The 21,964-nt window shown below is 70.5% G+C and carries 20 protein-coding genes and 3 pseudogenes; 10 read left to right on the top strand and 13 right to left on the bottom strand.

Annotated elements, in window-relative coordinates:
- Positions 1–165: 165 nt before the first annotated feature.
- Complete coding sequence (locus ACFV9O_RS05605) at positions 166–531, bottom strand: cupin domain-containing protein (protein ID WP_385412702.1); 366 nt, start codon at positions 529–531, stop codon at positions 166–168.
- A gap of 178 nt (positions 532–709) precedes the next feature.
- Entirely contained in the window at positions 710–1,576 is an 867-nt protein-coding gene (gene panB / locus ACFV9O_RS05610) for a 3-methyl-2-oxobutanoate hydroxymethyltransferase (RefSeq protein WP_385412704.1), read from the bottom strand.
- 182 nt (positions 1,577–1,758) lie between these two features.
- On the opposite strand from panB, the gene ACFV9O_RS05615 reads away from it, so the two are divergent.
- From ACFV9O_RS05615 to ACFV9O_RS05630, 4 genes are all read left to right on the top strand, one after another.
- Positions 1,759–3,390 (top strand): MFS transporter, encoded by a 1,632-nt coding sequence (locus tag ACFV9O_RS05615; protein WP_385412707.1) that lies wholly within the window; start codon positions 1,759–1,761, stop codon positions 3,388–3,390.
- A gap of 111 nt (positions 3,391–3,501) precedes the next feature.
- Positions 3,502–4,125, top strand: coding sequence for a TetR/AcrR family transcriptional regulator (locus ACFV9O_RS05620; protein WP_385412918.1), 624 nt, complete (start codon positions 3,502–3,504; stop codon positions 4,123–4,125).
- Between the two features lie 338 nt (positions 4,126–4,463).
- On the top strand, positions 4,464–5,411 hold the full coding sequence (locus tag ACFV9O_RS05625) for an endonuclease/exonuclease/phosphatase family protein (protein ID WP_385412920.1): 948 nt from the start codon (positions 4,464–4,466) through the stop codon (positions 5,409–5,411).
- Between the two features lie 255 nt (positions 5,412–5,666).
- Positions 5,667–6,905 carry an MFS transporter gene (locus ACFV9O_RS05630; RefSeq protein ID WP_385412708.1) on the top strand — a complete coding sequence of 413 codons (1,239 nt, stop codon included), beginning with the start codon at positions 5,667–5,669 and terminating at the stop codon, positions 6,903–6,905.
- Here ACFV9O_RS05630 and ACFV9O_RS05635 read toward each other — a convergent pair.
- Together ACFV9O_RS05635 and ACFV9O_RS05640 are read right to left on the bottom strand one after the other, a co-directional pair.
- Positions 6,871–8,631, bottom strand: a complete 1,761-nt coding sequence (locus tag ACFV9O_RS05635; protein WP_385412711.1) for an NAD+ synthase — start codon at positions 8,629–8,631, stop codon at positions 6,871–6,873. The two genes, ACFV9O_RS05630 and ACFV9O_RS05635, sit on opposite strands and share 35 nt — an antisense overlap.
- A gap of 97 nt (positions 8,632–8,728) precedes the next feature.
- Positions 8,729–10,423 carry a multicopper oxidase family protein gene (locus ACFV9O_RS05640; RefSeq protein WP_385412713.1) on the bottom strand — a complete coding sequence of 565 codons (1,695 nt, stop codon included), beginning with the start codon at positions 10,421–10,423 and terminating at the stop codon, positions 8,729–8,731.
- Positions 10,424–10,824: 401 nt separating this feature from the next.
- Between ACFV9O_RS05640 and ACFV9O_RS05645 the strand changes: the two genes are divergently transcribed.
- Both ACFV9O_RS05645 and ACFV9O_RS05650 read left to right on the top strand, forming a co-directional pair.
- Positions 10,825–11,508 (top strand): DUF998 domain-containing protein, encoded by a 684-nt coding sequence (locus ACFV9O_RS05645; protein ID WP_385412715.1) that lies wholly within the window; start codon positions 10,825–10,827, stop codon positions 11,506–11,508.
- Positions 11,505–12,338 (top strand): annotated as a pseudogene (locus ACFV9O_RS05650) (alpha/beta fold hydrolase); the annotation flags it as partial. The gene ACFV9O_RS05645 and the pseudogene ACFV9O_RS05650, both read left to right, overlap by 4 nt.
- A gap of 148 nt (positions 12,339–12,486) precedes the next feature.
- Here the strand turns inward: ACFV9O_RS05650 and ACFV9O_RS05655 are convergent.
- The 4 genes from ACFV9O_RS05655 to ACFV9O_RS05670 form a co-directional block, all read right to left on the bottom strand.
- A complete protein-coding gene (locus ACFV9O_RS05655) occupies positions 12,487–12,906 on the bottom strand; it encodes a CBS domain-containing protein (RefSeq protein WP_385412718.1) in 420 nt (139 codons plus the stop codon).
- 275 nt (positions 12,907–13,181) lie between these two features.
- Positions 13,182–13,880, bottom strand: a complete 699-nt coding sequence (locus tag ACFV9O_RS05660) for a DUF305 domain-containing protein (protein WP_385412720.1) — start codon at positions 13,878–13,880, stop codon at positions 13,182–13,184.
- A complete protein-coding gene (locus ACFV9O_RS05665) occupies positions 13,877–14,521 on the bottom strand; it encodes a DUF3105 domain-containing protein (protein ID WP_385412723.1) in 645 nt (214 codons plus the stop codon). Before ACFV9O_RS05665 ends, ACFV9O_RS05660 begins: the two co-directional genes overlap by 4 nt.
- Before the next feature lie 153 nt (positions 14,522–14,674).
- Positions 14,675–15,076 carry a hypothetical protein gene (locus ACFV9O_RS05670; RefSeq protein ID WP_385412726.1) on the bottom strand — a complete coding sequence of 134 codons (402 nt, stop codon included), beginning with the start codon at positions 15,074–15,076 and terminating at the stop codon, positions 14,675–14,677.
- Positions 15,077–15,217: 141 nt separating this feature from the next.
- Here ACFV9O_RS05670 and glnA point away from each other — a divergent pair, with 141 nt between their 5' ends.
- Positions 15,218–16,579, top strand: coding sequence for a type I glutamate--ammonia ligase (glnA, locus tag ACFV9O_RS05675; RefSeq protein ID WP_385412729.1), 1,362 nt, complete (start codon positions 15,218–15,220; stop codon positions 16,577–16,579).
- A 504-nt stretch (positions 16,580–17,083) separates the two neighbouring features.
- Here the strand turns inward: glnA and ACFV9O_RS05680 are convergent.
- Together ACFV9O_RS05680 and ACFV9O_RS05685 are read right to left on the bottom strand one after the other, a co-directional pair.
- Complete coding sequence (locus ACFV9O_RS05680; RefSeq protein WP_385412732.1) at positions 17,084–18,727, bottom strand: FAD-dependent oxidoreductase; 1,644 nt, start codon at positions 18,725–18,727, stop codon at positions 17,084–17,086.
- Positions 18,728–19,102: 375 nt separating this feature from the next.
- Positions 19,103–19,333 carry a response regulator transcription factor gene (locus tag ACFV9O_RS05685; protein ID WP_385412734.1) on the bottom strand — a complete coding sequence of 77 codons (231 nt, stop codon included), beginning with the start codon at positions 19,331–19,333 and terminating at the stop codon, positions 19,103–19,105.
- A gap of 410 nt (positions 19,334–19,743) precedes the next feature.
- Between ACFV9O_RS05685 and ACFV9O_RS05690 the strand changes: the two genes are divergently transcribed.
- Complete coding sequence (locus tag ACFV9O_RS05690; RefSeq protein WP_385412737.1) at positions 19,744–20,085, top strand: SH3 domain-containing protein; 342 nt, start codon at positions 19,744–19,746, stop codon at positions 20,083–20,085.
- Between the two features lie 237 nt (positions 20,086–20,322).
- Here ACFV9O_RS05690 and ACFV9O_RS05695 read toward each other — a convergent pair.
- Positions 20,323–20,421, bottom strand: a pseudogene (locus tag ACFV9O_RS05695) (Ku protein); the annotation flags it as partial.
- An 81-nt stretch (positions 20,422–20,502) separates the two neighbouring features.
- Here ACFV9O_RS05695 and ACFV9O_RS05700 point away from each other — a divergent pair.
- Both ACFV9O_RS05700 and ACFV9O_RS05705 read left to right on the top strand, forming a co-directional pair.
- Positions 20,503–20,586: pseudogene (locus ACFV9O_RS05700) on the top strand (glutamine synthetase); the annotation flags it as partial.
- A 217-nt stretch (positions 20,587–20,803) separates the two neighbouring features.
- Positions 20,804–20,998 (top strand): hypothetical protein, encoded by a 195-nt coding sequence (locus ACFV9O_RS05705; RefSeq protein ID WP_385412740.1) that lies wholly within the window; start codon positions 20,804–20,806, stop codon positions 20,996–20,998.
- 41 nt (positions 20,999–21,039) lie between these two features.
- Here the strand turns inward: ACFV9O_RS05705 and ACFV9O_RS05710 are convergent, their stop codons facing one another.
- Positions 21,040–21,483: a VOC family protein gene (locus ACFV9O_RS05710; RefSeq protein ID WP_385412742.1), complete on the bottom strand. Its 444-nt coding sequence runs from the start codon at positions 21,481–21,483 to the stop codon at positions 21,040–21,042.
- Between the two features lie 37 nt (positions 21,484–21,520).
- A complete protein-coding gene (locus ACFV9O_RS05715) occupies positions 21,521–21,955 on the bottom strand; it encodes a VOC family protein (RefSeq protein WP_385412743.1) in 435 nt (144 codons plus the stop codon).
- Positions 21,956–21,964: the final 9 nt, after the last annotated feature.

Here is a 21,964-nt window from a genome sequence, read left to right on the forward strand (position 1 = left end):
CCGTACAAGGTGCCAGCCACCACCGACAAACCACCGACAAGCCGCCGACAGCCTGTGGACAACCGCACCGACACGACATGACGCGGGGCCGGCGGAGGGTCGGCGAATGGCCTGCGAGAGACCTGCGGCAGCCCTGCGAGGACGTACGACAGGCCGGCGTCAGGCCTACGCGGGCTTGGCGTAGTCCCCGAAACCCGCCCAGTCGACGACGACGCAGGGCTCGTCCCCGACGACCCAGGCGTCGTGCCCGGGCGCGATGCCGATGCAGTCGCCGGGCCCCGCCTCCGCGGACTCGCCGTCGTCCATGACGATCTTCATCCGCCCGCTGATGACGTATCCCGCATGGGCGGCCTGGCAGCTCTCGGTGCCGGCGATGGGCTTGACGTGCTTGGACCACTGCCAGCCCGGCTCGAAGACGCCACGGCCGACAGGTCCGCGGTCCGTGGTGAGGACCTCGACCCTCCCCTTGCCGTCCTCGAAGGGGCGGGTTTCGTCGGCGGAGTCGAAATTCTTGGAGAAGATTCCGGCCATGATCATCCGCCTTCCGGGCGGAGTGGCGGGTCCCGAGTCCGGTTTCAGGCTACGCCCGGGTGCCGGAGGCGTCCTCCGCACGCCGACAGCCCGCCGACGGGGGAGGATCGGCGGGCTGTCGTTGGTGCCAGGAGTGGCTCGGGCGGTGTTGCCTGGTGCCTTACGGCCTGTGGCGCCGTCAGTGGAAGGTGTGCTCCTCGGCCGGGAACGCCCCGCCGACGACGTCGTCAGCGAAGGCCCTCGCCGCGTCGCCGAGCGTCTGCCGGAGGTTCGCGTACTGCTTGGTGAAGCGCGGCACCTTCCCGCCCGTCAGCCCGGCCATGTCGGTCCAGACGAGGACCTGTGCGTCCGTGTCGGGACCGGCGCCGATGCCGATGGTCGGGATGTGCAGCGAGCGGGTGACCTCGGCGGCCAGTTCGGCCGGTACGAGCTCCAGCACGACGGCGAACGCGCCCGCGTCCTGCGCCGCCTTGGCGTCGCGGATCAGCCGGTGCGCGGCCTCGTCGCCGCGGCCCTGGACCCGGTACCCCATCGTGTTGACGGACTGCGGGGTCAGGCCCAGATGGGACATGACGGGGATGCCGGCCTGGACCAGCATCTCGGTCTGGGGCAGGGAGCGTTCCCCGCCCTCCAGCTTGACGGCACCGACACCGGCCTCCTTGACCAGCCGGGTCGCCGAGCGCAGGGCCTGGACCGGGCCCTCCTGGTACGAGCCGAAGGGGAGGTCGCCGACGACCAGGGCACGCTTCGTGCCCCGTACGACGGCGGCGGACAGCAGGGTCATCTCGTCCATCGTGACGGGCACGGTGGTGTCGTAACCGAGATGGCAGTTGCCCATCGAGTCGCCGACGAGCATGACCGGGATGCCGGCCTCGTCGAACACGGACGCCGTCATGGCGTCGTACGCGGTGAGCATGGGCCACTTCTCGCCCCGCTCCTTGGCGGCGGCGATGTCGTGGACGGTGATGCGGCGAGTGCCCTTGCCGCCGTACAGCGCCTTGCTGCTGCTGTCGGCGGGCTGCTTCGAGGCAGCCTGAAGCGTCATGGTGAACGGCTCCTTCGTCATCTCGAGGCGCCCTTACGGCGTCCCCGGACCGGATCCATGGTGGCATCCCCGCGCCCGTCGCGTGAAGTGGTGCCGTTCACACCCCCGCGATGTTTGGGCCATCCCGGTCATTTTTCTATACGAAACGGTCTCGTATCGAAATTCCGGGAAGTAGTGGGACCATGTCCACCCCACCGGGGGCTCCCGCCGCCCCGCCCCGTGTACCGGAAGCCGTACACCGACGCCGCTGGGCCATCCTCGGCGTCCTCATGTTCACCGTCCTCATCATGGTGCTGGACCACTCGGTCCTGAACGTCGCGGTCAAGACGATCGCCACACCCGCGCCCGTGGGTCTCGGCGCCACCCAGGCCGAGCTGGAATGGGCCATCAACTCCTACACGCTCGTCTTCGCCTCGCTGCTCTTCACGGCGGGGCTGGTCGGTGACCGAACGGGCCGCAAGAAGGCACTGCTCTGCGGCATGGTCGTGTTCGGCATCGGCTCGGCGCTCGCCGCGTTCTCCGGGTCCTCGGCCGAGCTCATCGCGTACCGCGCGGTGATGGGCGTCGGCGCCGCGTTCGTCATGCCGGCCACGCTCGCCGTCCTGATGAATGTGTTCGAACGGGACGAGCAGCCCAAGGCCATCGGCATCTGGGCGGGTGCCGTGGGCATCGCCATCGCGCTGGGCCCGCTGACCGGCGGCCTGCTGCTCGAGCACTTCTGGTGGGGCTCGATCTTCCTGGTCAACGTCCCCGTGGTGATCGTCGGCTTCGCCGCGATGCTGCTGCTGATCCCCGACTCCCGGGACCCGGGCCCCGGCAGGATCGACCCGGTCGGCGTGCTGCTGTCCATCGTCGGACTCGTCCTGCTCGTGTACGGGATCATCCGCGGCGGCGAACTCGCCTCCCTCACCGACCGGGGTGTGCTGCTGCCCCTGCTCGGCGGGCTGGCCGTGCTGACGGCGTTCGTACTGTACGAGCTGCGCATCGACCATCCGGCGCTCGACTTCTCGTACTTCAGGAACCCCGCGTTCTCCGCCGCGATCACCGCGACCGCGCTCGCCTTCCTCTCGATGATGGGCGTGGCCTTCTTCTCCGTCTTCTATCTGCAGACCGTGCTCGGCCACAGCCCGCTGGAGGCCGGACTGCTGGTCCTGCCGCTCGCGGTGGCCCAGTCGGCGTTCGCGCCGCGCGCCCGGCTGGCCGTCGGCCGGTTCGGCGCCAAGGCGACCTGCACGGCCGGAATGCTGATGATCGCCACGGGGCTCGCCTCCTTCGCCTTCTTCGACACCTCGACACCCCTGTGGGCGATCGAGATCGCCCTCTTCATCCAGGGCGCCGGAATGGGGCATGTGATGTCACCGGTCACGACCACGGTGATGCAGGCGCTGCCTCGGGAGAAGGCGGGCGTGGCCTCCGCGATCAACAACACCTTCCGGCAGATCGGCGGTGCGCTCGGAGTGGCGGTGCTCGGCTCGATCCTGTCCGCGACGTACCGCACCGGGATCGAGCCGACCCTCAACGCGACGGCGGCTGTGCCGGCCGAGGCCAAGGGCGCGGCGGGGGAGTCGCTCGAGGCGACGCTGAGTGTCGTGGAGAAGCTCGGGCCGCCCGGAGAGGTGCTGATCGGGCCCGCGTACCACGCCTTCATCGGCGCCATGCACCTCGCCTCGCTGGGGGCGGCCGCGGTGACGCTGGTCGGAGCCGTGGTCGTGGCGCGGTACCTTCCCGGGCGCGCCCGTCCCGCGAAGGACGGGCCGCCGCCCGTCCTGCAGGGGGCGGGGGAACGGCCGGAGGCGGAGGCGGCCCGGGGGTGAGGGCCGTCGGGTGAGCAGCGGGCGCCGGTACGGGACGGACGAGCGGAGGCGACGGCGGTGCGGGGCGAGGTCGAGACGGTGCGCGGTGCGGGCGCGGGCGCGAGTGCCGGCGTGGGCGTGGACGCACCCGTGGGCAGAGCGGCACGGCGTGGCCGCCCCCGGAGCGAGGCGGCCGAACGGGCGATCCGCGCCGCTGTGGTGACCCTCCTCGAGGAGGGCGTACCGCTCGGCGAGATCTCCATCGAGCGCATCGCCCGCACGGCGGGGGTCGGCAAGGCCACCATCTACCGGCGCTGGAGCGACAAGGAGGAGCTCTTCGTCGAGGTCCTCCGCGACATCGAGCCCCCGGACCCCGAACTGCCCGGCACCTCCGCCCGCGACGACCTCGTCGTGATGCTGGAGTCCGTGCGCGTGCGCGGTCTCGCGCAGCGCTCGTCGACGCTTCTGCACAACGTGGTGGCACAGATGAAGAGCCACCCCAGGCTGTGGGAGGCGTACGTCGCGACCGTGATCGATCCCCGGCGCGTGACCGTGCTGGAGATTCTGCGGCGCGGGATCGCCCGCGGGGAGATCCGCGGCGACGTCGACATCGACCTGATCAACGATCTCGTCGTCGGCCCCATGCTCGTACGTGCCGTGATGCGGCCCGACGCCCCGCTCGCCGACGATCTGGCGGAGCGCATCGTCTCGGTGGCGCTGCAGGGGCTGCGTCCGCCGCCAACGGCGGCCCCCTGACGGGCAATCCGGATGCCCAGCCTGAGATGCATGGCCTGAGAACCACAGCCCGTGACGTGCAATATGCGCGTTCTGTCACAGCCGACGTGCTGACGTCCTTGATCGGAACCCGGCGCGCCGCCAGGTCGTCCTCGTGACCGTACGGCAGCAAGCCGTCGGTCATCGCCTAGGGTCGGGGCGGGCGTGCACCGGCGTGCGGGACGAGCGGTATTGAGCCGTACGGCAGCAAGGCAGCAAGTCAGCAAGGCAGTGAGGACAACGTGATGCGGCAGGCATACATGACGGAGACGGGGAACGACGGCGGGGAGGACCCCCGTCCCGGATCCCGGGTCCGGGCGATGCTCGACCGCTGGCGCGGCGACGCGGGGATCTGGCGGCGCGGCATCCTGCTCGCGATCTGTGCCGTGGTCCTCGCGCTGCTGATGATCTTCCATGCGGAGATTCCGAACAGGGTGGGCAACCTGGGCAGTCTGACGGAGACGTTCCTCCCCTGGCTGGGGGTGTTCGTCCCGGTGCTGCTGGTGTGCGGGCTGGTGCGACGGTCCGCGACGGCGCTGATCGCGCTGCTGGTGCCGGCGGTGGTGTGGCTGAATCTCTTCGGCGGACTGCTGACGGACAAGACGGGCGGCGGGGGAGACCTGACGGTCGCGACGCACAATGTGAACGCCGACAACACCGACCCGGAGGGCACCGCGCGCCAGGTGGCGGAGTCCGGGGCGGACGTCGTGGCGCTGGAGGAGCTCAAGGCGGACGCGGTCCCCGCGTACGAGAAGGCGCTCGCGTCGGTCTACCGCTACCACTCCGTGCGGGGCACGGTCGGGCTGTGGAGCAAGTACCCGATGAGCGACACCCGGAACGTCGACATCCGGCTCGGCTGGGTCCGTGCGATGCGTTCGACGGTGACGACGCCGGCGGGCGAGGTGGCGGTGTACGTGGCGCACCTGCCCTCGGTGCGGGTGAAGCTGAACGCCGGGTTCACGGCGAACCAGCGGGACGAGAGCGCGGACGCGCTCGGGGAGGCGATCGCGGGTGACGGGGTGCGCAGCGTGATCCTGCTCGGCGACCTCAACGGCACGATGAACGACCGTGCCCTGAACGCGGTCACGTCCCAGATGCGCTCGACGCAGGGCGCGGCGGGGGACGGCTTCGGCTTCAGCTGGCCGGCGTCGTTCCCGATGGCACGGATCGACCAGATCATGGTCAGGGGCGTCGAGCCGGTGTCCTCCTGGACCCTCCCGCGCACGGCCAGCGACCACCTCCCGATCGCGGCCCGCGTCAAGCTCTGACCTTCCCCCACCACGGGGCCCCGCCCCGGCCCCCCGCGCCCTGCGGGCGGCCGATACCGCGGGGTGGCCCGCGTGTCCGTCCTCGGTCGCCGGACGGGCTTGATGGGCGCCGGAACCGGCGGGGTTCGGGGCGGAGCCCCGGTGCCTGCCAGGCGCGGTGGGGAAAATCTCGGCGCAACCATGTGTTCACGTGCGGGAAGAATCCGCGTGAGAGCCTTTGTTCCGTAGGAGAACTAAATCGGAAAGGCTCTCTTCATGCCCCTGGCGCTGCTCGCACTCGCCGTCTCCGCCTTCGGCATCGGCACCACCGAATTCGTGATGATGGGCCTGCTCCCCAACGTCGCAGACGATCTCGGGACCTCCGTCCCCACCGCCGGGTACCTCGTCTCCGCGTACGCCATCGGGGTCGTCATCGGTGCCCCGCTGCTCACCGCCTTCGGCTCGCGCGTGCCCCGCAAGCGGATGCTCGTGCTGCTGATGGCCCTGTTCACGGTCGGCAACCTCGCCTCCGCGCTCGCCCCCGGCTTCGGCACGCTTCTCGCGGGGCGCGTCCTCGCGGGGCTGCCGCACGGCGCGTTCTTCGGGGTCGGCGCGGTCGTCGCCGCCCGGCTCGTCGCCGAGGGGCGGCAGGCGCGGGCGGTGGCCACGATGTTCCTCGGCCTCACCGTCGCGAACATCGTCGGCGTGCCCGCCGCCACCCTCCTCGGCCAGCACCTCGGCTGGCGCGCCACGTTCCTCGTCGTGACGGCGATCGGGCTGGTCGCCATGGCCGCACTCGCGCGGCTCGTCCCGTACGTACCCGTCGAGGCCCACCAGAGCCTCGGCCGCGAACTGCGCGCCCTCGGCAACCGGCAGGTGCTGCTCGGACTGCTCACCGCGGTGTTCGGCTTCGCGGGGGTCTTCGCCGTCTACTCCTACCTCGCGTCGATGACCACCGAGGCGATGGGGCTCGGCGAGTCCTCCGTCACGCTCGTCCTCGCCCTGTTCGGCATCGGCATGACGCTCGGCGCGCTCGCCGCCGGACCCCTGACCGACCGGGCGCTGCGCCCCACCCTGTACGGCGCGCTCGCCGCCCTCGCCCTGGTGCTGGTCGCCTTCCGCTTCACCGTGCACATCCCGTGGGCGGCCCTCGTGACCGTGGTCGTCCTGGGCGCGGTCGGCTTCATGACCACCACCCCGCTCCAGATGCTGGTCATGCGCAAGGCCCAGGACGCCCCGACCCTGGCCTCCGCCTCCAACCACTCCGCCTTCAACCTGGCCAACGCGGGCGGCGCCTGGCTCGGCGGCGCCGCCATCGCCGCCGGCTGGGGCTGGACGTCGCCGGCCCTCGTCGGCGCGGCCCTCACCGTCGTCGGCCTGGCCGTCGCGGCGGTCGCCGGTCTGCTGGACCGTACGGCGAAGGGGACCTCCCGCGTCGTCACGGGAAGCCCCCTCACAGTGGCGGCGGCCGACCAGCAGGTCAGTGCGTCGTCGTCTCGCGCCAGCGGTTCGTGATCGGCAGCCGCCGGTCCTTGCCGAAGACCTTCGTCGAGATCTTGGTGCCCGGCGGGTACTGGCGGCGCTTGTACTCGGCCGTGTCGACGAGCCGCAGGGTCCTCGCGACCAGCTCCTCGTCGTACCCGGCCGCCACGATCGCGTCCTTGCCCTGGTCGCGGTCGACGTACAGCTCCAGGATCCGGTCGAGGACGTCGTAGTCCGGGAGCGAGTCGGTGTCGACCTGCCCCGGGCGCAGTTCGGCGCTCGGCGGCTTGACGATCGAGTTCTCCGGGATCGGCGGGGTCTGGCCGCGCTCCTCGGCCGCCCGGTTGCGCCACTTCGCCAGCCGGAAGATCGAGGTCTTGTAGACGTCCTTGATCGGGCCGTACGCGCCGACCGAGTCGCCGTACAGCGTCGAATAGCCCACTGCCAGCTCGGACTTGTTGCCCGGCGCGAGCACGATGTGGCCTTCCTGGTTGGAGACCGCCATGAGCATCGTGCCGCGCAGCCGCGACTGGAGGTTCTCCTCCGCGAGACCGGTGAGGCCGAGCGACGACATGTACGCCTCGAACATCGGCTCGATCGACACGGTGCGGAAGTTCAGACCGGTGCGGCGCGCGAGCTCGGCCGCGTCGCCCTTGGAGTGGTCCGAGGAGTACTTGGACGGCATGGAGATGCCGTACACGTTCTCCGCACCGAGCGCGTCGCAGGCGATCGTGGCGACGAGCGCCGAGTCGATGCCGCCGGAGAGGCCGATCAGGACGGACCGGAATCCGTTCTTGGCGGCGTACGCGCGCAGGCCGACGACCAGCGCGGAGTACACCTCCTCGTCGTCGTCGAGGCGCTCGGCGTAACCGCCCGTCAGCTCCGGCTCGTACGACGGGAGCGGCTCGTCGGAGATGACGACCCGGTCGATGGCGAGGCCGTCGTCGACGACGCCCGTCGGGGGCTCGGGGGACGCGGCCGGCAGGTCGAGGTCGAGGATCACGCTGCCCTCGGAGAACTGCGGGGCGCGGGCGATGACTTCGCCGTCCTTGTCGACGACGATCGAGTCGCCGTCGAAGACGAGCTCGTCCTGGCCGCCGATCATCGCCAGATAGGCCGTCGTGCAGCCGGCCTCCTGGGCGCGCTTGCGGACCAGCTCCAGACGGGTGTCGTCCTTGTTCTGCTCGTACGGCGAGGCGTTGATCGAGACCAGCAGCCCGGCCTCGGCGGACCGGGCGGCCGGGACGCGGCCGCCGTCCTGCCAGAGGTCCTCGCAGATGGCGAGGGCGACGTCGATGCCGTGGACACGGACGACCGGCATGGTGTCGCCCGGCACGAAGTAGCGGAACTCGTCGAAGACGCCGTAGTTGGGCAGGTGGTGCTTGGCGAAGCTCAGCACCACCTGGCCGCGGTGCAGCACCGCCCCGGCGTTCTGCGGGGAGCCCGCGGGCTGGCCGTACCGCGGCTGGGCCTTCCCGGAGCGGTCCAGATAGCCGACGATCACGGGGATCTCCCCGAAACCCTCGTCGGCGAGGCGCGCGGCGAGTGCCCGCAGGGCGGCCCGGGACGCCTCCACGAAGGACGAGCGCAGGGCCAGGTCCTCCACGGGGTAGCCGGTCAGCACCATCTCGGGGAACGCGACGAGGTGCGCTCCCTGCTCGGCGGCGTGCCGGGTCCAGTGCACGACCGACTCGGCGTTGCCGGCGAGGTCGCCGACGGTCGAGTCGATCTGATTCAGAGCGAGGCGAAGTTGAGGCACGCGCCCAGTGTAATCGTCTCTCTGACGCAATGTCCCTGTGCGGAGATGTGGGCCGCCCCACTCCCGCGGCGGCTGCGCCGGGGAGCGGTGCGGAGAGCTACCTGCGGCGGCGGCGGTACGCGAGGGTCGTCATCATCCCGGACTCCGAGTGGTAGATGTTGTGGCAGTGCAGCATCCACAGGCCCGGATTGTCCGCGTCGAAGTCCGCGACCATCTTGTGGTGCGGCAGCAGGATCGACGTGTCCTTGCGCGCGCCGTGCGAGTCGATGCCGGCCAGGGTGTAGGTGTGGCCGTGCAGATGTACGGGGTGCCACATGTCGGTGGCGTTGATGACCACCAGCCGCACCCGCTCGCCGCGTTCCACCGTGTGGCGCACGTCCGGGTCGTAGGGCTTGTGGTCGATGCCCCAGTCGTACTTCTTCATGTTGCCGGTCAGCGTGATCTTGATCAGGCGGTCGTACCTGCGGTGGGACATCGCGACCGACTCGTCCGGCACGAGTCCGCGGGCGGAGACCAGCACCTTGCGGTCGAGCTCCGCGGGGTGCGCGGACGGCGGGGGGACCGCGCCGCTGCCCGTGCGCAGGACCGCCATCGCCCGGCCCTTCTTGCCCTCGGCGAGCGCGACGAGCGGAAAGACCCCGGACTTCGCGGTGATCAGCGCGTCGTACCGCTCGGCCATGCCGATGACGAGCGCGTCGGTCCGGTAGGGCCGGACCGGATAGCCGTCGGTGTGGGTGACCGTGAGTTCGTGTCCGCCGAGCGCCACCCGGAAGGCCGATTCCCCGCCGGCGTTGATGATCCGCAGCCGGATCCGGTCGCCGGGCTTGGCCTTGAACTGGGTGGGGTCGTCCGCGGTGCGCCCGTTGATCAGGTAGTACGGGTAGGCCACGTCGCCCGCGTGGCCGCCCAGCAGCTCGCTGTGGGCGCCCGTCATCAGCCGACGCGGACCCTTCCCGCGGTACGGCGACGGTGACGGGGCCTTCCCGTCCTGTGCCGGCGCCGACGACAGTGCCCCGCCGCCGGCGCCCAGCGGCCCGTCGGGCTTGCCGTTCCCTTGGCCGTCGTCCTCGTGGCCCTCGTGCTCCCCGCCGTGGCCCATGGCGGGCTTGCCGTGGCGGAGCTGGGCGAGGACGTCGTCCGGGGTCGAGCCGTCCACCCCGTCGATCCAGTCGTCCAGGACGATGATCCACTCGTGGTCGTACTTGAGCGGCTCCCGCGGGTCGTCCACGATCAGCGGCGCGTACATCCCGCGGTCGAGCTGCACACCCATGTGGGGATGGAACCAGTACGTGCCCGGGTGCGGCACGGCGAAGCGGTAGTCGAACGATTCGCCCGGCTTGACCGGCCGCTGTGTCACCCCCGGCACGCCGTCCATGTCGTTGCGGATGGCGATGCCGTGCCAGTGCACCGTGGTCGCCACCGGCAGATGGTTGGCGAGGGTGAGCGACAGGGTGTCGCCCGCGGTGATCCGTACCTCCCGGCCCGGCAGCAGGCCCTGGTACGTCCAGGACCTGAAGGTGCGTCCGGCGCCCAGCTCGACCGCGGTGGGGGTGGCGGTGAACGTGTGCTTGCGGAGCGGTCCCACCGGCTCCGGATGCGCCGCGTCGACCTCACTGTCACTCGGTGCGACGAAGCCGTCGGGGGTGTTCGCCGCGGGCGCGCCAGGGCTGCCGTGGTGCACCCTTCCGTCGCTCGAACAGGCGGCGAGCAGCCCGGAGCCGGCCGCGGCGATCCCCGCGCCGAGCACGGAGCGACGCGTGCGGGAGGTCTGACTGGTGTGGTCCATGCGCATGTCTGGTGTGCACCTCGTTGTGGGGTGAAGGCAGGGGGAGGCGTGCGTCTGCCACCGCCGTCCGGGCAGGACGGGACGGCCGGACGCGCTCCTCCTGGCGCAGCACCGACGAGGCGACGAGCACGGTCCGGCGGGGTGGCGGAATCGGCCGTACGGACAGCGGCGGGCGCTCCTTCGCTCCCTGCCTGTGCCCGGGCCGCCGCTCAGAGCGGGCGCGCGGATATTCCGAACAGCAGGGCGGCGAACGGCAGTAGGTGCCGTCCGTACGGGTCCCTCCGGTCGTTCGTCATACGAGGCACACTACCCCTACCGGGTATACAGTCCGGGTAGATGGATCGTATCGACACGTAACGACACCAACGACACCTAACGACGCGCATCAGCATGCATGCGGGGCCATCATGTCCGAATCATTCGGAAAGTCCAGCACTGTCGCCCTGCTGATCGCGTTCGGCGCCGTCGCGTACACCGCATGGGTGCTCGAACTCGTCCTCCACACCGGGCTCGATCCCGTCCGGGCGTACGTCAGCGAACTCGCCGCCGCCGACCAGCCCCTCGGCGGACTGTTCCGTGCCACCGACCTCGCCGCCGGGCTGCTCGTGCTCGCCGGTGCGTGCGTGGCCCTGGTGCGGCTGCCGCGGCGCCCCTGGGCGGTCGGCGGCTGGGCCGGACTGCTGCTGTTCGGCGCCGCGACCGCCCTCGACTCACAGCTGCCGCTCAGCTGTGCCCCCACCGCGGATCCGGAGTGCGCGGCACGCGAGACCGCGGGGCTCGTCCCGGCGACCCACAGTGCGCACGCCGTCAGCTCCGGTCTCGCCATGGCCGGCGCGCTCACCGGCGTCGTGGCGCTCACCGCCGCCGCCCGCCGCTACGGCTGGTGGCGGCCCCTCGCACGGACCGGACCGTTCCTCGTCGTCCTCGAACTCGCCGCCACCGCCTGGACCCTGGCCGCAGTCGCCGCCCTCGAGACGGGCCGCGGCAGCTGGGCGCTCGGCGCCGGGCAGCGCGTCCAGGTGCTGCTCGTGGCAGGGTGGCTGGCGGTACTCGCGCTGTCCGTGGCGCGGGAGGGGAGACGCGCAAGGTGAGCTTCGTACGGATCGGCGGCGTACCGCACCACGTCGTCGTCGAGGGCAGCGGCCCCGTCTGCGTCCTGAGCGCCGGCCTCGCCATGAGCTGGTTCGACTGGGACCCCGTCGTCCCCCTGCTCGCACCGCACCGCACCGTGGTCCGCTTCGACCGCCCCGGTCACGGACTGAGCGGACCGGCGCTCGTGCCCCCGTCCGCCGCCGGCGAGGCCCACCGCATCGCCGCGCTCCTCGACGCGCTCGGACTCGGCGGCGGGCCCGCCACCGTCGTCGGCCACTCCATCGCCGGATTCCACGCGGAAGCCTTCGCCCGCCTCCACCCGGCCCGTACGTCCGGCATCGTCCTCGTCGACTCCAGCGTCGAGGAGCATGCGCGGGTACCCGCCGCCCCCGCCGTCCGTACGGCCGTCGCGCGCGGTGTCGGGACGGCGCTGACCGCCGTGGGCGCGCCCGCCGCGCTCGGCCCCCTCACCCGTCGGGCCATGGTCCGGCTCTCCCGCGCGAGCGGCGGCGACCCGGCCCCCGCCGCGCTTGTACGCCGCTGCTACGGCACCTCGCGGGTGCTGCGGGGGGCCCTGCTGGAGAACACCCACTACCGTGCCGTCGCCGCCGAACTGCTCGCCCTGCGCGAGCGGTTCCCGCTTCCGGACGGGGCCCCGGTGACCGTGCTCGTGGCGTACGACGGGCGCGTCGGGCGGATCGCGCCGGCCTGGCCGGCGCGTCAGCGCGCGCTGGCCCGGCGGCTCGGCGACGCCCGCTTCGAGGCCGTCGAACCGTCGGGCCATCTGATGATGCTGGACCGCCCGGACGCGGTGGCCCGGGCGGTGCTGGATCAGGGTGGGGACCGGGATCAGGGACGGGACCTGGGTCAGGGTCGGGACCGGGATCAGGGACGGGACCTGGGTCAGGGTCGGGACCGGGATCAGGGACGGGACCTGGGTCAGGGTCGGGATCAGGTGGGGGAGGACCCGACAGGGGTCAGCTCCTCGCGTACACCTGCTCGACGAACGACGCGATCTGGTCCTCCGGCAGATGCTGGGCCAGATCGGCCTCGCTGATCATCCCGACCAGCCGTTTGTTCTCGATCACGGGCAGCCGGCGGATCTGGTGGTCCTGCATCTCGTGCAGCACCTCGTCCACATCCGCGCCCGCGTCGATCCAGCGCGGGGTGCCCTTGGCCATGTCACCGGCCGTGATCCGTGACGGGTCATGGCCCATTGCCACACAGCCGACGACGATGTCGCGGTCCGTGAGTATGCCGCAGAGCCGTTCATCGGCGTCGGCGATGGGCAGTGCGCCCACATTCAGTTCGCGCATCAGCTGCGCGGCGCGGTCGAGCGTCTCGTGCGCCGGGATCCACTGGGCCCCGGGATGCATGATGTCCTTGGCGGTGGTCATGGAGTTCGTACCTCCTGAGTGCGGCCCACGCGACGACCGTTGTCCCCCGACGTCACCCGTGGTAGCCCGAAGGTTGCCCCGAACGGGCGGACTGGAGCCTGCCGATGGCCCGGCTCGCTCACCTCGGCCTCCGTGAGAAGGCCGTATTCGACGTTACCGCCGTCATCGGCGAGGCGCCCGACGGGACGAGCGGTTCCTACGGGCCGCCGCTGTGCGTGGCGGCCACCCGCCCGCCCCGGACGGTGCGGCGGTCCGGGGCGGGCGGCGGAGCCCGGTCAGCCGCGGGGCGCCGCGCCCCGCTTCTTCAGCAGGTCGGCCATCAGGTCCAGCTCGGACCGCTGGGCGTCGACCATGCCCTGGGCGAGGGACTTCTCCGTCTGCACCGTGCAGAGGTCGGCACAGCCCTGCGCCATCGTGACGCCGCCCTTGTGGTGGTCGGTCATCAGCTGCAGATAGAGGATCTCGGCCTGCTTGCCGCTCGCCTCGGCGAGCTGGTCGAGCTCGGTCTTCGTGGCCATGCCGGACATCAGGGAACCGTCGCGCGCCTTGTGCCCGCCGTGCTCGCCATGGCCGCTCTGCCCGCCGTGCCCTGCATGTGCGGAACCCGCCGACGACATCCAGGCCATCGGCTCGGTCCCCGACTCCACCTTCGGCAGCCCCCACAGATCCAGCCACCCCAGCAGCATGCCCCGCTGGTTGGCCTGCGTGTTGGCGATGTCGTACGCGAGCCGGCGTACCTCCTCGTCCTGCGTACGGTCGCGGACGATGAAGGACATCTCCACCGCCTGCTGGTGATGGACCGCCATGTCGCGGGCGAAGCCCGCCTCGGCGGAGTCCGCCGCCGGGACCGTCGCCGCGGTCCCCGTGCCGCCGTCGTCGCCCGCGGACGCGACGGTGGCCGCGCCCGCGAACAGCAGGGCCAGTACGACCGCGCTGATCGAGGCCCAGTGCGTGCGGGTCAGCCTCAGGGTCACGAGCTCAGCCCGCCTGTGCACGCGGCACCCGGCTCCGGGGTCTGCGGACCCTGGACGTACTTGGTGAAGAACTGGTCGACCCGCGGGTCGTCGGCGCCGTCCACGGTGACCTGCTTGCCCCAGGCGCTGAGCATGATCGCCCCGGCCTGGTCCTTCACCGGGCTCATCAGCGAGTACGGGGTCTTGTTGACCTTGTCCTTGAGCTTCTGCACATCGCCGGCCGGGGCCTTGTCGCTGTAGGTGACCCACACCGCGCCGTGCTCGAGCGAGTGCACGGCGTTCATGTCGGGTATCGCCTTGTCGTAGACGTCGCCGTCGCAGTTCATCCACACCTGGTTGTGGTCACCGCCGACCGGCGGCTTCATCGGGTACGTCACCGCCTTGGCGACGTGGTTGCGGCCGAGCTTCTTCGCGTCCCAGGACTTCTCTTCCTTGACGGGCGCCTTGGCGGCGGCCTCCGCCTGCTCCTTCTTCTCGGACTCCTTGTTCAGTACGTACGTACCGAAGGTGACGAGCCCGGCGACCACGAGGGCGCTCACCGAGATGGTGATGATGCGGTTGCGGCGCTCGCGGGCCTGGTCGGCGCGGCGCATCTCTTCTATGCGGGCCCGGCGGTCGTTGCTGCTGGTCTTGGTGGCCATGAATTTTCGTCCTTCTTCTGCGCTGTGTCGATACGTCGATACGTCGTTGCGTCGAGACGTCGTTGCGTCGCTCGCGTGCGGCGCGGTGCCGTGCGAGGCGGCGCGTGCGATGCGGTGCGGTGCTGTGCGTGCGGTGCGGGATGGAGCGCCCCGCTACGTCCGCAGCACCTGAAGGACGTGGAGATCCGGGGCGCGGGCAAGCGCTCCCGTGCGGGGCGCCGGACCGGCATCGTGCGCCGGGGCGGGGACGGGCGGCGGCGTGGCGCCGTCCACGGGCCCGTCCACCGGCGGGGCGGTGAGCACGGCCGGGCTGAGATGCGGGAAGAGCCCGCAGTCGCCGCGGTCGTACGGACAGGTGTACTCGGCGCGGACCTGGGCGGAGGGAGCGGCCGTGATGGCCGTATGGCCGTCGGCATGGTCCAGTCCCGCTTCCGTACGGGCGTCGGCCCGGCCGCCCAGACAGATGAAGAGCGTGGCGAGGAGCGTCGCCACGGCACTCACCAGCGCCGTGGGACGCGCGATGCGCACGATGCGCTTGTGCCGCGGGCCCCCCATGGGCGCTGATGGTAGTGGCGGGGGCGTGCCGCATGTCATACGGGGTGCGTAATCTGGGCGAAACCCCGGGTCGTGATACTGAAGCTCCTCCCTACGCCCTGGCGGTGGTGCACAGGCCGTCTGAACTGCAAGGATGTGGCTATGGACAAGCAGCAGGAATTCGTGCTCCGCACGCTCGAGGAGCGCGACATCCGGTTCGTGCGCCTGTGGTTCACCGATGTGCTCGGCTTCCTCAAGTCGGTCGCGGTGGCCCCGGCCGAGCTCGAGCAGGCGTTCGATGAGGGCATTGGCTTCGACGGGTCCGCGATCGAGGGCTTCGCGCGGGTCTACGAGTCCGACATGATCGCCAAGCCGGATCCGGGCACCTTCCAGATCCTGCCCTGGCGTGCGGAGGCCCCCGGCACCGCCCGGATGTTCTGCGACATCCTCATGCCCGACGGCTCCCCGTCCTTCGCGGACCCGCGCTTCGTGCTCAAGCGCATCCTGGCCAGGACCTCGGACCTGGGCTTCACCTTCTACACCCACCCGGAGATCGAGTTCTTCCTGCTGAAGGACCGGCCGCTGGACGGGTCCCGCCCCACCCCCGCGGACAACTCCGGGTACTTCGACCACACCCCGCAGAACGTGGGGATGGACTTCCGCCGCCAGGCCATCACGATGCTCGAATCCATGGGCATCTCGGTGGAGTTCAGCCACCACGAGGGCGCGCCCGGCCAGCAGGAGATCGACCTGCGGTACGCGGACGCGCTGTCGACCGCGGACAACATCATGACGTTCCGCCTGGTCATGAAGCAGGTCGCGCTGGAGCAGGGGGTCCAGGCGACCTTCATGCCGAAGCCCTTCTCCGAGCACCCGGGCTCCGGAATGCACACCCACCTGTCGCTCTTCGAGGGCGACCGGAACGCCTTCTACGAGTCGGGCGCCGAGTACCAGCTCTCCAAGGTGGGGCGTTCCTTCATCGCCGGCCTGCTCCAGCACGCCGCCGAGATCTCGGCCGTCACCAACCAGTGGGTCAACTCCTACAAGCGCATCTGGGGCGGCTCGGCCCGCACCGCCGGATCGGGCGGCGAGGCCCCCTCGTACATCTGCTGGGGCCACAACAACCGCTCGGCCCTGATCCGCGTCCCGATGTACAAGCCGGGCAAGACCGGCTCCGCCCGCATCGAGGTCCGCTCCCTCGACTCCGGCGCCAACCCCTACCTCGCCTACGCGCTCCTGCTCGCCGCGGGCCTCAAGGGCATCGAGGAGGGCTACGAGCTCCCCGCCGGCGCGGACGACGACGTCTGGGCCCTGTCGGACGCCGAGCGGCGCGCGATGGGTATCGAGCCGCTGCCGCAGAACCTGGGCGAGGCGATCACGCTGATGGAGCGCAGCGAGCTGGTCGCCGAGACGCTCGGGGAGCATGTCTTCGACTTCTTCCTGCGCAACAAGAAGCAGGAGTGGGAGGAGTACCGCTCCGAGGTCACGGCCTTCGAGCTGCGGAAGAACCTGCCGGTGCTGTAAGCGCAGGTCAGCGCGGCTTTTCGCACTGGACGCCACTCCGGGCCGACGGTCACCGGACCGTCGGCCCGAAGGCGTCTTACCGGCCTGGGCCGTCTGTGGGCCGTGGGGCGAGTCAGCGCCGCAGAGAGAGGCTGTCCACGGCCCTCTCTGAGATCAGCCGACGCTGCTGGACATGCGTCGCAACAGACCCGGTGGCTCCCGGCGGCCTGCCGGCGTACCCGCAACTGCTGCGACAGGCCCGTTTGCGGTACCGCTGCGCCGTATCAGCTCTGGTTGCGCAGCCCGGCCCACGCCAGGTGACCATGCCGGGGGACCCAGCGGGTCACCCTTTCGGCCGGGTTTCGCTGTGGACCATGGACCTGGGCGTGTCGGCCCGGACTCGAGCGCGCACCTCGGCAGGCGCGTCGGGGGCGGTTGCTCGGGGCGACCTGACTGGGGCGCGGCCGAACCGTCGCCACTCGGCGATCACAGCCGTCTGCGGGATGGATGGCATGCCGGCAGCTTTTACGTGTCGGCTCGGACGATGGTGGCAAGGACGCCGTTGAAGGCCTCGGTGGAGGTGGGGTGGTTGTAGACGGTGTCGCGGAGTTCGGCCGCCGTGACCCCGTGCCGCATGGCGAGCGCGACGGTGTTGATGAGTTCCTGCGCTTCGACGGCGAGCAGGGCGGCGCCCAGGATCTCGTCGGTGTCGGCGTCGATGACGAACTTCATGACTCCGCGGGTCTCCTCGACGATGTACGCACGCGGCATGGGGAGGATCTCGGCGACCGGCTGGCTTGCGATCTTGACTCGGTGCCCGGCCGCGCGGGCTTCCTTCTCGGTGAGTCCCACGGTTGCCAGTGGGGGGGTGATGAAGAGGGTGTGGGGGATGGCGACCCGGTCGGCGGTGGAGCGTTTGCCCTCGCCGGTGAGTTGGTCGAGGACGATGCGGCTGTCGTCGAGGGAGATGTAGGTGAACTGCGGCCCGCCGTTGACATCGCCGAGGGCGAAGATGTGCGGCTGGCTGGTGCGCAGGTACTCGTCGACTTCGACCGCGCCGCGCTCGGTGGTGCGCACACCGGCGGCGTCCAGCGCCAGATCGCCGGTGGCCGGTGCGCGGCCTGTGGCGGCCAGGATCGCGTCGGCTTCCAGGGTGTGTTGTTGGCCGTCTTTTTCGTAGACGACGGTCGCGGAGGTCTCGCCGTCACGGATTTCCGTGCTGTTCGCACCGACGATGATCTCGATGCCTTCGTCCACCAGGATGCCCTCGGCGACAGCGGCAACGTCGTCATCCACGAGGCGAAAGATCTTCGGTCCTGCCTCGAGCACGGTGACCTGGGATCCGAACTGCCCATAGATCGAGGCGAATTCCAGGCCGAGGTAGCCGCCTCCGATGATCGCCAGCCGTCCCGGCAGGATGGTCGTGTCGATCAGTTCGCGGCTGGTCACGGTGTACTGGCTGGTCCGCAGGCCGGGAATATCGAGGACGATCGGCTCCGACCCGGTGTTGATCAGGATCGTCTCGGCGGTGACCGTCAGGCGGCCGTCGCCGGTCTCGACGCTCACGGTGTGCGGGTCGGTGAACGCAGCCGCGCCGGTGATCACCGTGACGGTGTCCATGTCGTTCAACACGTCGTAGCTGACGCCGCGGAACAGCTTGGTCAGCGCCTGCACCTCGCCGACGGAGCGCTCGTACCACTCCTGCGGCACGTCCTCCGGCCGACGTTTGCGGGAATGGTGGACAAGTGCCTTGGTCGGTACACAGCCGACGTTCGGGCAGGTGCCGCCGTACATCCTCTCCGACCGCTCGACCAGCACCACGCGCTTGCCGAGCCGACCCATCGTCGTGGCCACCGTCTTCCCGCCCTTGCCGAACCCGATCACGAGCACATCGGCATGAAGGCTTTGGTTCGTGTTGCCCATGTCCGCTCCCGTTTCGATATATGAGCGCGAAATAGATGAACAGGAAAGCGACTCGTATCGACCGGTTGTGCATTGGGCCGGGTGCGGCCACCTCCTTCGTTTCAACAGCACCACCGACACCGTGCCGCCGCAACTGGCCACCCGCGCGGCAACACTGGACCGTTTCCGTCCGGCCGGCGCAGTGCTTTGCGGGAGACGAGGGACGGCACGTGCGACTGCGGTTGGGGTCGCCGACGGCCACTGCACCGTCGAGGATCTGCGTGGCGCCGAGGCCGACCACGTGCTCACAGCCTTACCGCCCGCTCGTTGCATCGCGCGCTTCCACCCCGGTTGGGGCGGGGGCCCCGTACGGACCGCACGGGCAGCCGCTACCTCCTGCCGCTCAAGCTCCGCGATGATCTCGTCGGTGCGGCGCAGTTGCCGGGCCGGCCACTCGCGGACACTGCGCAGGCGCTCCAGACGCGACTTATTCGTACATAAGTTCGATTCTAGGTAGTCTGGCCCTGGCGGCAGCGCCCTGCCGAGCGAGCCAGACCGACCGACGGTGGTGGCCCTACGGCTTGTCACCGGCTCTGGGCCGGAGTCCCGTCCACGGGTGGTGACCCGTCGGGCAGGAGGGTGTCACAGGCCGAGGGAGATGGCCAGTCGGGTGAGCTCGGCCGTGCTGTTGATGTTGAGCTTGGCCCGGATACGGCGGAGATAGGCGTCGACCGTGTGCTTGGAGAGCCCCATGTGGCGGGCCGTCTGCAGGTAGGTGCGCCCGGCGGCGATGTGTCGCAGCGTCTCCTGCTCGCGCGGGGCCAGGGCGGGTGCGGCGGTTTCGGTGTTCGGCGTGGCGAGTGCGAGGCTCATGGGATTTCCTCCGACGGATCGGACGGTCGTCGTCACTGCTCGCACCGTCGGAAGCAGGGGGCGTATGTCCGAATAGAGTCTTTTGTCCTCTGTTCAAAAGCCTGCCGCCGCGACTTCATGACGGTGTCCCCCGACTGTCACAGGCGCGTCACAGGGCACACCCGCAGGTGCATCGCGGTGCGTCGGCGGGTTGGCGGGGGCGCGAGGACGGCGATGCCCGAAACGCACACGGCGGCGACATCTGCGGTCCACGAGTCGAGCCACGGCGCTCAATTCGACTGAGCTCAAAACTTCTTCCGGACGGAGCCGCTGCTCCCCCATGCTCCTTCCGTGCCCAGGGCAAAAGGTCAGGGGCCATCGGGAGGGGATCGGATATGCGAGTGGCACGACGGGTGAAGTTGGCGTCGTTGATGGTGGCAGCACTTGCCGTCCCGGCAGGGCTGGTGGTGGGTACCGCGGGAACGGCCTCGGCGAGCGCCTCCTGTGGCAGGACGGCGCCGGACAAGGACTCGAGCAGCTGGCCGAGGCAGACGGCGGGCGTCAGTGCGAACATGCGCAGCGGCTCCAGCACAAGCTGCGCGGTCAAGGGCTGGGCCGACAACCAGGACACCCTGGACTACCACTGCTACACGGTCGCCTCTGACGGGTCCACCTGGACGTATCTCAGGAACGAGAGCGACGACGGCACCGAAGGGTGGGTGAAGGACACCCTGCTGCCCGGCAACGGCTCCTACGTGTGGTGCGGCTTCTGACCCGGAGGCCGCCCCGGCTTGCATGAGCGGGACGACGGACGCGTGCGGCGTGGCGTGCGGGACTATGCCGCGTCGCACGCACGGGGAGCGGGCGGTGCGGGCGCCGGCCGGCGTCTCCGGCGGGGCGACGGTCAGCTTCTACGGCGCAGCGACCATCCCTGACCCACTGCCAGGAGCGCCAGGCCGCAGGGCGACAGCGCGTAGAGGAGGCGCATCTCCCAGCCCTGCGCGCTGCGACCGGAAGCGGACGCTGCGGTCCTCGGTCGCGGGCAGCAGCTTGATCGGGATCGTGACCAGGCCGAACGAGATCGCGCCGCTCCGCACCGGCCGGGGCATCGTGCACCTCCAGGCCTCCCTGGGATCGCCAGGCTATTGCGACCGGCACAGAGTGGCACGCGGGGCGCGGCGGCTCATCACTTCCCGCGCAACAAGATGCAGGAGTGGGAGGAGTGCCGCTCCGAGGTCACGGCCTTCGAGCTGCGGAAGAACCTGCCGGTGCTGTCACCACAGGTCAGGGAGGATCCCGCCGACGTGACCCGAGGTCCGACGGTGGTGAACCGTCGGCCATGGCGTGTTGTTGACGACGTGCCCGAAGAGAGAGGAGGGTGTAAATGGGCTGAATGCCCGATTGGCGACAAGCGCTGGGAGGTGCATGGAAATGCGCCGAAGGATCGTTGCTGCAGTCTCGGCAGCGGCTGCAGGACTCGCACTTGGCGTGATGCCGGCGACCGGGGCGTTCGCCTCGAGCGACGTCAGGGCCGACCGCGGGTGCTCCGACTGGGGGAGCTGGCACGACGGTCGCCACCACGGCCACCACTGCGACGACGACGACGATGATGACCGCGACTACTTCGACTTCGTCCACCACAGGAACTTCGACAACGTCCTGATCATCCTCGTCGACGTGCCGTAGTCCTCCGCCGCCGTCGTTCCCCTCGCACCCCTCGCACGCCGTCACACGAGATGGCGGCGTTCCGCGAGGGGTGTCGGCGCTTCCTGGACCACCCAGCCGTTGCCGTCGGGGTCCTGGAAGAACATGAACGAGTTCCAGGGATCGCCCTTGCCCGGGGCCCAGCCCGTCGGGGAGACGTGCTGGACGGCGCTGACCCCGACGCCGCGGGCGAGCAGTTCGTCGTGGGCGGAGGCGATGTCCGGGACGCAGAGCTGGAGACCCTGGATCGCGCCCGGCGTCATCGTCGTCTGGCCGGGGGCGGGGGGCATGCCGGAGCCGATGACGATGGAGCAGGGCGAGCCGGGCGGGGTCAGCTGGATGATGCGGACGCCCTTGCCGATGCGGGTGTCGTGGTCGACCGTGAAGCCGCACTGATCGGCGTAGAAGGTCCTGGCCCGGTCGACGTCGGTGACCGGGATGAGGATCACTTCGAGGGTCCATTCCATGGCGCCCTCCGGGGGGTCTCGGCCCTTCGGCCGTCCGTCACCGTTCGGCGAGCGGGACCGGGGCCTCCTGCACGACCCAGCCGTTGCCGTCGGGATCCTTGAAGAAGAGGAAGGAGTTCCAGGTCTCCTTGCCCTTGCCATCCTCCCAGCCGGACGGCCCGACGTGCTGGACCGGACCGACCTCGACCCCGCGGGCGGAGAGTTCGTCCCTGGCCTCGTCGATGTCGGTGACACAGAGCTGCAGGCCCTGGAGCGAGCCCGGGGCCATCCGCGGCTGGCCCGGTGAGTCGGGCAGGCCGGCCTCGAGGACGATGGAGCAACGGGAACCGGGCGGGGTGAGCTGTACGAAGCGGGCGCCCTCGAACGGGGACACGTCGACGTCGGCCCTGAATCCGCATCTGTCCACGTAGAACTCCCTGGCCCGGTCGACGTCGGTGACCGGGACGGTGATCACCTCGAGGGTCCATTCCATGGTGGCTCT

The organism is Streptomyces sp. NPDC059909, from assembly GCF_042730885.1.
Classification (GTDB): Bacteria; Actinomycetota; Actinomycetes; order Streptomycetales; family Streptomycetaceae; genus Streptomyces.